General features: G+C 72.8%; 9 protein-coding genes. 5 read left to right on the top strand and 4 right to left on the bottom strand.

Annotation, left to right across the window (positions count from 1 at the left end; translation table 11 throughout):
• Window positions 1–3 precede the first annotated feature (3 nt).
• Window positions 4–1,740 carry a sulfite reductase subunit alpha gene (locus J8N05_RS07095; protein WP_247706679.1) on the top strand — a complete coding sequence of 579 codons (1,737 nt, stop codon included), beginning with the start codon at window positions 4–6 and terminating at the stop codon, window positions 1,738–1,740.
• 2 nt (window positions 1,741–1,742) lie between these two features.
• Entirely contained in the window at window positions 1,743–2,660 is a 918-nt protein-coding gene (locus tag J8N05_RS07090; protein WP_210881602.1) for a hypothetical protein, read from the top strand.
• 42 nt (window positions 2,661–2,702) lie between these two features.
• Here the strand turns inward: J8N05_RS07090 and J8N05_RS07085 are convergent, their stop codons facing one another.
• The 4 genes from J8N05_RS07085 to J8N05_RS07070 all read right to left on the bottom strand — a co-directional run bounded on the left by J8N05_RS07085 (window position 2,703) and on the right by J8N05_RS07070 (window position 7,999).
• Window positions 2,703–4,658, bottom strand: coding sequence for a YncE family protein (locus tag J8N05_RS07085; protein ID WP_247706177.1), 1,956 nt, complete (start codon window positions 4,656–4,658; stop codon window positions 2,703–2,705).
• 209 nt (window positions 4,659–4,867) lie between these two features.
• The gene (locus J8N05_RS07080; protein WP_210881600.1) at window positions 4,868–5,860 is read right to left on the bottom strand and encodes a TAXI family TRAP transporter solute-binding subunit; all 993 of its coding nucleotides are present in this window, start codon (window positions 5,858–5,860) and stop codon (window positions 4,868–4,870) included.
• Window positions 5,857–7,299, bottom strand: coding sequence for a sensor histidine kinase (locus tag J8N05_RS07075; protein ID WP_210881599.1), 1,443 nt, complete (start codon window positions 7,297–7,299; stop codon window positions 5,857–5,859). Before J8N05_RS07075 ends, J8N05_RS07080 begins: the two co-directional genes overlap by 4 nt.
• A gap of 10 nt (window positions 7,300–7,309) precedes the next feature.
• Window positions 7,310–7,999: a response regulator transcription factor gene (locus J8N05_RS07070; RefSeq protein ID WP_210890051.1), complete on the bottom strand. Its 690-nt coding sequence runs from the start codon at window positions 7,997–7,999 to the stop codon at window positions 7,310–7,312.
• 212 nt (window positions 8,000–8,211) lie between these two features.
• Between J8N05_RS07070 and J8N05_RS07065 the strand changes: the two genes are divergently transcribed.
• The 3 genes from J8N05_RS07065 to J8N05_RS07055 are packed head-to-tail and all read left to right on the top strand — an operon-like array spanning window position 8,212 to window position 11,526.
• A complete protein-coding gene (locus tag J8N05_RS07065) occupies window positions 8,212–9,237 on the top strand; it encodes an amidohydrolase family protein (RefSeq protein WP_210881598.1) in 1,026 nt (341 codons plus the stop codon).
• An 8-nt stretch (window positions 9,238–9,245) separates the two neighbouring features.
• Entirely contained in the window at window positions 9,246–10,166 is a 921-nt protein-coding gene (locus J8N05_RS07060) for an amidohydrolase family protein (RefSeq protein WP_210881597.1), read from the top strand.
• Between the two features lies 1 nt (window position 10,167).
• Window positions 10,168–11,526, top strand: a complete 1,359-nt coding sequence (locus J8N05_RS07055) for an MFS transporter (protein WP_210881596.1) — start codon at window positions 10,168–10,170, stop codon at window positions 11,524–11,526.
• Window positions 11,527–11,551 lie beyond the last annotated feature (25 nt).

The raw sequence follows: 11,551 nt of genomic DNA, 5'->3' as shown, positions 1-11,551 counted from the left end.
CCCATGCCCCCGACCGGGCTCCTCATCCCGGCCGACGCGCCGTTCTCCGCCGCGCAGGAGGCCTGGCTCGCCGGGTTCATCGCCGGTGTCGCCGCGGCCGGACGCCGGGCGTCCGCCGCGGCCGACGCGCCCACGGCGACGGTCGACGTGCTGTTCGGCACCCAGACCGGGAACGCCGAGTTCCTCGCCGGTGAGGTCGTCGCCGGGGCCCGCGCGCACGGCCTCGGCGGGACCGCCACCGCGCTCGACGCCGTCACACCCGAACGGCTCGCCGCCATGTCCCACGTGCTCGTCCTCGCCTCGACGTACGGCGAGGGCGAGATGCCCGACAACGCCGGGCTGTTCTGGGAGTCGCTCCAGGCCGACACCGCGCCGCGCCTGGACGGGCTGCGCTACGCGGTCCTCGGGCTCGGCGACCGGGGGTACGACGACTTCTGCCAGGCGGCGAAGCTCATCGACACCCGTCTGGAACAGCTGGGGGCCACCCGGCTGCACGACCGCGTGGACTGCGACGTCGACTTCGAGGAGCCCGCGGCTGCCTGGACGACCGCGGTCCTGGACCGGCTGACCGCCGAGACCGGCACGACGACGGCGACCGCCACCACGGCCTCCGCCGCGAGCGCCCCGGCCGCCCGCACCCGCTCCCCCTGGAACAAGCGCACCCCCTACCCCTCCCGCCTCCTGGTGAACAGGCTGCTGTCCTCGCCGGACAGCGCGAAGGAGATCCGCCACTACGAGTTCGACCTCGGCGACAGCGGCATCACCTACCAGGCCGGCGACGCGCTGGCCGTCGTACCGCTGAACGACGACGCGCTGGTCGGCGCGCTCCTCGATCACCTGGGCGCGGGCGGCGACGAGGAGACCGCCCGACTGCTGCGTGCCGAGCGCGAGATCCGTACGCCGTCCAAGGAGTTGATCGCCGACCTCGTGGAGCGGGCGCCGTCGAGCGAGCTGGCCGCGGTCGTCGCGCACGGCGACCGGTCCGACCTGGAGTCCTGGCTGTGGGGCCGGGACGTGCTCGACCTGCTCCGGGACGCCGGACCGGCCGCACCCGGACCGGCCGAACTGCTGCCGCTCCTGCGGCCGTTGCAGGCCCGCCAGTACTCGATCTCGTCGAGCCCGCTCGCCCACCCGGACCGGATCCACCTCACCGTCGCGTCCGTCCGCTACGACACCGGCGGGCGCACGTACGCGGGGGTCACCTCGTCGTATCTCGCGGACCGGGTCGGCGAGGAGGCGCCCGTGGGCGTCTACCTCCAGCCCAACGCCTCCTTCGGCGTCCCCGCCGACGACGACACCCCGATGGTCATGATCGGCCCCGGCACGGGCGTCGCGCCCTTCCGCGGCTTCCTGCACGAGCGGGCCGCGCGGGGCGCCGAGGGGCGCAACTGGCTGTTCTTCGGCGACCGCCACCGCGCCACCGACTTCGTGTACGAGGACGAGCTGGCCGAACTGCGCGACAGCGGCGTCCTCACCCGGCTCGACCTCGCGTTCTCGCGCGACCAGACCGAGAAGGTGTACGTCCAGACGCGGATGCGGGAGCAGGCCCGCGAGCTGTACGCCTGGCTGGAGGACGGCGCGCACGTCTACGTCTGCGGTGACGCCTCCCGGATGGCGAAGGACGTCGAGGCGGCCCTGCTGGGCGTCATCGCCGGACAGCGCGGACGCGGCAACGCCGACGCCGCCGAGTACCTGGCGGATCTGCGCCGGGCGAAGCGCTACGTACGGGACGTGTACTGAGCATGACGGACCACGACGACCCCTACCGGCACGGGCAGTGCGCGTTCGAGGGGTGCTGCGGCAGACGGAACAGCAGCGTGCGGCTGATCGACGCGCGGATGCCCGAACTGGCCCGGTGCCTGACGCTCTTCCAGTACGTCCAGGCGATCACCGGAGGACCGGTCGCCCGGATCGAGCAGGCGGGCAGCTACGCGGTCCCGAGCCTGCTCGGGGAGGCGTTCGCCGTCCACCCGGGCTCGATCGCGCTGCGTGTCGACGGCGGCTCGATCGCCTCGGCCGTGGTCGCGCGGGACGAGGACGGCGGCACGGTCGCCCTGAGCCTGCTCGACGCGGACGGCCGGACCGTGCACCAGGGGCGGCTGCTCTCCGAGGGGGACCGGCTGCTGGCCGGGCTCGCCGGCACGGTCGCCCCGGGCCTCCCGGCGGCCGGACCGGCCACCGCGCCCGGGGTGCCTGACTGGGAGAACGGCGACCAACTCGCCCAGCTGGACGCGGTGCTGGCGGACGGCGGGGCCGCCCGGCGCGCGGCCTTCCACCGCTACCGCGGCGAGCACCGGGCGATCGAGACCGATGTCGTGCCCGCGGTCCTCGACCACGTCTGTTCCGTCGGGCTGCCGATCGGGATCGCGGTGTTCGGCCCCGGTGCCCTGCAGGCGTGCGGGGGCCGGGTGCACGTCACCGACCGGACCGTCGGCGGGCGGGTGTTCGCGGCGATCGCGGACAGCTCGGTGGAGATCGACCTCGCGGGCGTCCGGGCCTGCCGTCTGGTGCGCTCGACGGCCGCGCACGGCCCGACCTCGGCGCTCGAACTCGACGACGGGGACGGGCGCTGTGTCGCGGTCGTCACGCAGTTCGGGATGGTCGGCGAGGACGTGCACACGGCGTGGGAACACCTGGCGGCGTCCCTGCCCGACGCCTGACCGGCCGGTCGATCGACACGGCCAGGCGCCGGACCGGACCCCCTAGTTGGTGAAGGTGATGTACTTCCAGGCGCCGTGGGTCGTGGAGTTGACCGTGTCGCCGGACGAGCCGTTGATGTACGACGAGCGGACGCGGGCCCGGATGCCGGACTCGCCCGGCGCCTCCAGGGTCACGACCGACTTGCCGTTGGTGCCGACGGCGAAGTACTCGGAGCCCGAGTCGTACCAGGAGCCCTGGTAGTACACCTGGAGCTGGAAGCGCTGCTTGCGGCCCGCGTAGTAGTTCATCGTGGTGGTGAACTTCGGGTCGGTGTTCTTGCGGAACCACTGGTACGTCGTGGAGCCGATCTTCGCCGTCCTGTAGTGCTTGGAGACGGTGGTGGAGACCTTCGCCCTGGCGTACGCCGTGGACTTCACGGTCTTGGCGGCGTAGCGCGCGTCGCCCGCGAACACCGCGGAGACGGTGGTGTCACGGGTCATGTCGACGGTCGCCGACAGGTTGCCGCGGGAGTTGACCTTGGCCGTCTTCAGCAGCTTCTTCGGCTTGTCGGAGCCGAAGGGGTCCGCGTAGATGGCGACCGTACGGTTCTTGTACGTCGTGCCGAGGTGCGCGGTGAAGGAGACGTCCTTGCCGTACCCGTACACCTTGCCGTTGTTGTCGAGCGTCAGCGTGGTCGCCTTGCGGGAGACCTCCACCGCGTCGGAGCCGGTGGCGGCACCGTGCGTGGCGTCGCCCGCGTAGGACACCTTGTAGGTGACCTTGCCGCCGGCGGGCGGGGTGTCCGCGAAGGAGAAGCTGCCGTCCGCCTTCGTCCTGACGGCGGCCAGCGCCTTGCCGCCCGGCGACTCGACGTCCGTACGGGTCACGCTCAGGGAGGTGCCCGCGGGGAGCGCCGACTTCGAGGTCAGCCTGCCGGTGACGGTGAGCTTCTTGGCGCGGTCCGACTTGGTGGGGGCCGACACCTTGAGGGTGGGCAGCTCCTTCGTCGGGTCGGACAGGGCGCGCAGCGTGTACGTGCCGTAGGTGTTCACGGAGACCGCGAAGACCTGGCTCGCGTCCGGCGCCCAGGCGAGCGCCCCGTCCACGAGGGTGTCGGCGCCGCTGCTGTTGCCGGTGTTGGGGAAGTCGTACTCCCGCACCGGCACCTGGTCGCCGGGCCGGTGGATGTGGACGTCCGGGTCGTACCAGGAGCTGCTGCCGCCCGCCACGCTGCCGTCGGGCGCGACGCGCACCGCGTTCGGGTAGGCGTCGATGGGGTAACCGGTCTGCTCGGTCAGGTCGGTGGCCGCGTAGGCGCCGATGCCGTAGCCGTACTCCGGGTCGCCCCACGAGGTGAGGACCTGGCCGCCGTCGGGCGTCAGGTCGATCTGCCGCACCGCGGTGTCCATACGGCCCTTGACCCGCAGGGCGGCCCCGTCGGCGGACACGTCGTACACGGCGAGGTCGCCGCCGTTGCCGACCGCCAGGACACCGGGGACGGCCGGGTCGGAGGCCAGGTACATGCCGAAGCCGCCGGAGAAGCCGACGTCCCCGCGCTGGGCGAGGTGCACGACGGGCTCGGCGCCCGAGACGTCGAGCGAGCCGAAGTCGGTGCCGTGGGCGAACCAGATCCGGCCGTCCACCACCTCCAGGTCGACGGGGGCCGCGCCCACCGGATAGCTGGCGGTCTGGGTGTACGTGCCGGTCTCCACGGAGACGATGCGGTTGCCGTTCTTGACGGCCGCGTACACCTGCCCGGAGTCGGCGGACAGCGCGAGGCCGCTCACGCCGGAGAGCCCGGTCAGGGTGGCCCGTACGGCACCGGTGTAGTCGGTGACGACGATCTTGCCGCCGGTGGGATCGGAGACGTACACGCGCCGGTGGGCGCCGTCCACGACGATGTCCCCCACGGACGCCACCGGTAGAACCTTCGCGGCGTCGGCCGACGCCGGACCCGCTGTGCCCGCGGCCAGAGCCGCGGAGCTGAGGACGACCGCGAGTGTCGTCGCGATCGACATGCTGCGCCTGCGCACAGTGATGTGACCCCCCACGAAGAAGCCCGGTACGTGCCGGGCGTGCTTGAAGCGGCCGCGTGTTCCCCTCGCACCGTCGACGGTGCGTACCCGCGGCCGAAGACGCAGCGTATGGCATGGCAGTGACAAAGGTGACCTGGTTAATGCCCCGCACCCGCCGACGCGCCCGCCGGAGCAGGGGGCGGGGTCGCGGCTCAGCCGTGCAGGGCCCGGTACGCCTCGGCCGCCCCCGGATGCAGGGCGATCCCGCCCGTGCCGATCAGGCTGCCGACGTCGAGGAACTGGGTGCCGACGGCGTTGTCGGGGACGAGGGCCGTCGCCCGCAGGACCAGCAGACGGGTCAGCGCCTCGGCGACGGCGTGCGGCAGATCGGGGCGGCACACCAGCAGGTTGGACACCCCGATGGTCGCCACTCCGCCCGCCGACCGGTACGCGCCCTGCGGCAGGGACACCACCTCCAGGCCTGAACCGGCCCGGCCCTCACGACCGCCCAGCCGGGGCAGCAGCCCGGCCAGCGGCAGGAACCGCAGACCGGGCCGTTCGTCGAGTTCGGACAGGTCGGGCAGCGGCACCCCGCCCGCGACGATCAGCGCGTCGACCGAGCCCGCCCGCATCGCCTCGGCCGCGTCGGCCAGCGGGAGATGGAGCACGGGCACGTCGGTGCCCGGGGTGAGGCCCGCGGCGTGCAGGATGCGGTCGCCGAGCACGGCCGCGCCCGATCCGGTCGCGCCGAGCGAGACGGGATGCCCGGCCAGGTCGGCGACCTCGCGCACGGGGGAGTCGGCGCGCACGACGAACTGCAGGTAGGTCTCGTACACCCGGCCGATCGCGCGCAGGGGCACGGGCCGCGGGAAGAGGTCGGTGCCCTGGGCGGCCAGCGCCGTGTCGGTGAGGACGAGTCCGAGGTCGGCGCGGCGGTCGCGGAGCAGCTCGATGTTGGTGAGGCTCCCCGCGGTGGTGCGGACACGGCAGTTCAGCCGGGGGTACGCCGACTCCAGCTCCGCGGTGAGGAGGCGGCCGAACGCCTCGTAGAACGCGGTCGGTTCACCGGTCGCGATGCGCAGCACACCGCTCGGCCCGGGGCGCAGCCCGGAGGCGTCGGCGGTGAGCGCACCCCCGAGAACGGCGACGGCGGCCGTGCCGAGGGCGGCGTGCAGGAGGGTGCGGCGGTCGAGGGGGCGGTTCACCTCGGCACCACCGCCCTCGCCCGCAGCCCGCGCGGTCGGGCCGCCGTCAGTTCCAGGCGTCCGCCCCGGCCCGCCAGCAGTTGTTCGGCGATGGCCAGGCCCAGGCCCGTACCCGACGTGCGGTTCTCGCGTTGGCTGCCCGAGCGCCAGAAGCGGGTGGTGGCCAGGGCGAGTTCGTCCGCGCCGAGGCCGGGACCGTCGTCCGTCACCGTGAGGACCGCGAAGCCCGACCCGGAGCCGGAACCGGAGCCCGCCCCGGAGCCGGAACCGGAGCCGGGCTCGGTGGCGCAGTCGAGGGTGATCTCCGCGCCCTCGCCCGCGTACTTGATGGCGTTGTCCAGCAGGATGTCCGCGATCTGGGCCAGTTCGCGGACCGTGCAGGCGGCCGGGACCGGGTGCGCGGCCGAGGTGGGGGTCAGGGTCAGCCGGGCTCCGGCGCGTTCGGCGACCGGCTTCCACAGGCGGTAGCGGTCCGCCGCCACCGCCGCCGCGTCGCAGTGGCCGCCCGAGCCGTCGGTCACGGTCAGTTCCCCGGCCCGGTGTTCCGCGGTGGCGAGGGCGAGCAGATCGTCGAGGAGGGTCTCCAGGCGGTCGAGTTCGGTGGTGACCCCGGTGTACGTGCGCTCGCCCGACGGGGCCAGGTGCGTGTGCAGGGCGTCGACGCGCAGCCGCAGCGCCGCCATCGGGTTGCGCATCTGGTGGGACGTGTCGGCGACGAGCCTGCGCTGCTGCTCCAGGGCCGCCGTGACGGTACGCGCCATGCGGTTGAAGCCGATGGCGAGCTGGCGCAGTTCGGGCGGGCCGCCGGCCCGGGTCTGCTCGGGCGGGAGTCCGGCGGCGAGCTGGCCCACCGCCCGGTCGAGCCGGCGCAGCGGGCTGACCACCCACCCCGTCGCGGCCCGCGCGAGGACCGCGCAGGCGACGGCGACCAGCGCGGCCCCGGCGAGGACGGCGGCCCAGCGCCGGGTGATCTCGTCGGCGGCGGTGCCGACCGAGGCCCGCAGCACGACGGCCCCGGAGACGCGGGTCCCGGTGCCGGCGGGCTCGGCGAACATCCGGTACCCCCGTGACCAGGGGCGCAGTGCCGCCGAGGGATGCTCGGTCTGGTTGCGCAGGGCCGCGTCGAGCAGCCGGGCCACCGCGGGGTCGGCGGCCCGCATACCGCCGGTCTGGACGACGGTCCGGCGGCGCGTGTCGGTGACGACGAGCGGTTCGCCGTACAGCTGGGTGTAGCGCCGGGCCTCGGCGGCGACGGCCGAGGTGTCGCCGGTCGCCGCGGCCTGGTCCATGAGGGCCGCGAACCGGTCGAGGTCGGCGCTGCGGGCGAGGACGAGCTGCTGGGTGCGGTCGGACGCGGTGAACAGCAGCAGCGGTACGGCGAACGCGGCCACCGCGATCACGACGAACAGCAGCAGTGCGGCCTGGACCCTCGTGCGCACGCCTCGCCCCTCAGTCCTCGTCGGCCCTCGTCGAGGCGCCGAAGCGGTAGCCGAAGCCCCGGATCGTCGTGAGCAGGTCGGGGCGGCGCAGCTTGGCGCGCAGCTGGGTGAGATGGACGTCCAGGGAGCGGGACACACCGTGGTGGGCGTCGCCCCACACCTCGTCGAGCAGCTGCTCGCGGCTGACCGCCGTGCCCGCGCGGCCGGCCAGCACGGCGAGGATGTCGAACTCCTTGGTGGTCAGCTCGACCTCCGCCCCGCCGACCCGGACCCGGCGCGCGTCCAGCTCCACCTCGACGTCGGCGGCGCGGACGGTCCGTACGGCGGGGGCGGCGGGCGCGTTCCTCGCGGTGTTACGCCGCGTGACGGTGTCGATGCGGGCGAGCAGCTCGGCGAGGCGTACCGGCTTGACGAGATAGTCGTCGGCGCCGAGCCGCAGCCCGCGCACCACGGACCGCTCGTCGCCGCGCGCGGTGAGCACCACCACCGGCAGGTCGCTCACCGCCCGCAGCGCGCGCAGCACGTCCAGGCCGTCGGTGTCGGGCAGCCCCAGGTCGAGAAGGAGCAGGTCGGAGCTTCGGTGGTAGGTGAGCACGTCCCGGCCGTAGCGGACCCGCCGGGTCTCATGGCCGTGGTCGTACAGCGCCTCGACGAGCGCCGCGGCCACGCCGTCGTCGTCCTCGGCCAGCAGTACCTGCACCCGGTCCACCTCCTTGAGGCCGCTCCGACCCCTACGGGACATGCGGCCACTCCCCGTAGCCACGCAACCGAATGTAGACCACACCGGCCCCGCACCCGCCGGAGTGTTAAGGGGACGTTAGTTCTGTGTCCGGTCCTCTCGTGCGGCGGCGCGGGCCGGGGTGAGGCTGCACGGCACCCAGCAGTGCAGCTCGGCTTGCGAAGGACCCCGTCATGATCATCGACTGTCACGGTCACTACACGACCGCCCCTCCCGCCCTGGGAGCCTGGCGCGATCGGCAGATCGCCGCCCTCACCGACCGATCGGCCGCGCCCGACCCCGCGGACCTGCGCATCGGTGACGACGAGCTGCGCGAGAGCATCGAGCCGAACCAGTTGCGGCTGATGGACGAGCGGGGCATCGACGTCACGGTGTTCTCACCGCGCGCGTCGTTCATGGCCCACCACGTCGGGGACTTCACGACGTCCGCGGCCTGGGCCGCGCTCTGCAACGAACTCTGCTTCCGCGTCGCGCAGTTGTACCCGGAGCGCTTCGTGCCCGCCGCGATGCTCCCGCAGTCACCGGGCGTCGACCCCGCCACCTGCGTCCCCGAACTCACCCGCTGCGTGGAGGAGTACGGCGCGGTCGCGGTGAACCTGAACCCCGACCCGTCGGGCGGCCACTGGACGGCCCCGCCGCTCACCGACCGCTCGTGGTACCCGCTCTACGAGAAGCTGGCCGAGTACGACGTCCCGGCGATGATCCACGTCAGTACGAGCGTCAACCCGGCCTTCCACACCACCGGCGCGCACTATCTGAACGCCGACACCACGGCGTTCATGCAGCTCGTCCAGGGCGACCTGTTCGCCGACTTCCCGACGCTGCGCTTCGTGATCCCGCACGGCGGCGGCGCGGTCCCCTACCACTGGGGCCGCTTCCGGGGCCTGGCGATGGCACTGGGCAAACCCCCGCTCGAAGAACACGTTCTGGGCAACGTCCACTTCGACACCTGCGTCTACCACCAGGCCGGCTCGGACCTCCTGTACGACGTGATCCCGGCCCGCAACCTCCTCTTCGCCTCGGAGATGATCGGCGCGGTCCGCGACATCGACCCCTGCACCGGCCACCACTTCGACGACACCCGCCGGTACGCGGAGGCAGCCGACCTCTCCCCGGACGACCTGGCGGCGGTCCAGGAGCACAACGCCCGCGCGGTGTACCCGCGGCTGGACGCCCTGCTGAAGCGACAGGGGCGGTGAGGCGGCCGATGACCTCCCTCTCCCCCAAGACCCCCGGCTGGCTGGACTGGTACGCGGGTCCGTCCACGCCCGCCTTCCGGCTGCCGCCGGGGAGCGTCGACACGCACTGCCATGTCTTCGGCCCGCAGGCCGAGTTCCCCTTCGCGCCGGAGCGCAAGTACACGCCCTGCGACGGCGGCAAGGAGGACCTGTTCGCGCTCCGCGACCACCTGGGGGTGACCCGCAACGTCATCGTGCAGGCCACCTGCCACGGCGCGGACAACAGCGCCATGGTCGACGCGGTCCGCTCGGCGGGCGGCCGGGCGCGCGGCATAGCGACCGTCCGCCCGGACATCGGCGAGAGCGAACTCCTCGCCCTGGACGCGGCGGGTGTGCGCGGGGTGCGCTTCAACTTCGTACGCCGTCTGGTGGACACCTCGCCCGCCGACGACCTGCTCACCATCGCCAAGAAGGTCGCCCCGCTGGGCTGGCACGTCGTCCTCTACTTCGAGAGCGCCGACCTGCCCGAGCTTGAGGGCTTCTTCGCGTCGCTGCCCGTGCCCCTCGTGGTGGACCACATGGGCCGGCCGGACGTGACCGAGCCCGTCGACGGCCCGCAGTTCACCCGCTTCCTGCGGTTCGTCGAGCACAACGACGTGTGGGTGAAGGTGAGTTGCCCGGAACGCCTGACCGTCACGGGCCCGCCCGCCCTGCACGGCGAACGCCACGCCTACACCGACGTCGTCCCCTTCGCCCGCCGGGTCGTGGCGGAGTTCCCCGACCGGGTGCTGTGGGGCACGGACTGGCCGCACCCCAACCTCACCGACCACATGCCGGACGACGGGCTGCTCGTCGACCACATCCCGCACGTGGCGGTCACGGCCGAGCAGCGGCACAAGCTCCTGGTCGCCAATCCGATGGGCCTGTACTGGCCCGGCGAGGACTTCTGACATGCGGCAATCCAACGCGCTGAACCGGCTGGACCGGCTGCCGGTGTCCCGGTTCCACAAGGTCACCCTGCTCGCCGTCGCCTTCGCGTACTTCTTCGAGTTCGCGGACATCAACAGCTTCGCCACCACCGCGCCGAAACTGATCAAACTGTGGGGCCTGACCGTCGACCAGGTCGCCTACGTCACCTCGCTCTCGTTCGTCGGCATGTTCATCGGGGCGATCGTCGCCGGGTCCATAGCCGACCGGTGGGGCCGCAAACGGGCCCTGATCTGGACCACGCTGTTCTTCGGCATCTCGTCGTTCGCGGCGGTGTTCTCCTGGGACCTGGTCTCGCTCGGCGTGTTCCGCGTCCTGACCTCGGCGGGCCTGTCGGCGATGACCGTCGTCGGGGTCGTCTACGTCAACGAGATGTACCCGTCGGCGATCCGCGGCAAGTACCAGGCGTACGCCATCGCCATCGGCATCTGCGGCACACCCGTCACCAACCTCATCGCCAGCGCGGTCGTCCCGCTCAACGACTGGTCGTGGCGGCTGGTCTACCTGTGGGGTTCGCTCGGTGTCCTGCTCGTCCTCTTCTCCGGCCGCCTCAAGGAGTCACCGCGCTGGCTGGAGAGCCGGGGCGAGCACGCGGCGGCCGACGCGGTCCTGACGGAGATCGAGACGGCCGTGGCGGCGGAGAAGGGGCCGCTGCCCGAGCCCGCGCCGCCGGTCGCCGAGACACCGTCGACGAAGGCGCCCCTGCGGCTGCTGCTCCAGAAGAAGTACCTGCTCCCGACCCTGCTGCTCTCCGTGCTGTGGATGACGCAGACCATCGGCTTCTTCGGCTATTCGAGCTGGGCGCCGACGCTGCTGGCCAAGGAGGGGTTCAGCGTCGAGAAGTCCGTCTTCTACGTGGCGCTGACGACGGTCGGAGCGCCGCTCGGCTGCTATCTCGCGTCGCTGGTCACCGACCGGTTCGAGCGCAAGTGGTGCCTGGTCGCCTTCGGCACGGTGATCGCGGTGTGCGGGCTGCTGTACGGGCTCACCTTCAACCCCGTGCTCATCATCGTGTTCGGCTTCCTCGTGAACCTCTTCGAGCGGGGCTACACGGCGCTGGCGTACGCGTACTCGCCCGAGCTGTTCGACACGCGGGCCCGGTCGTTGGGCACGAGCGTGTCCTACGGGCTGGGGCGGCTGTCGAACGCGGCGGGTCCGCTGATCGTCGCCGCGCTGTACACCGGGCACGGGTATCGGAGCGTCTTCTACTTCATCGCGGGGACGTGGCTGGTGGGGGCGGTGACGCTGGCCGCGTTCGGTGCGCGGACGCGGGCCGCGCGGCTTTCCGAGACGAAGTCCCAGCGGGTCCACGTCCCGGCGTAAGGCGCGGGCCCACCGTGGCTGGCCG

Source organism: Streptomyces liliiviolaceus, assembly GCF_018070025.1.
GTDB lineage: Bacteria > Actinomycetota > Actinomycetes > Streptomycetales > Streptomycetaceae > Streptomyces > Streptomyces liliiviolaceus.
This window is presented reverse-complemented; position numbering and strand designations above follow the sequence as displayed.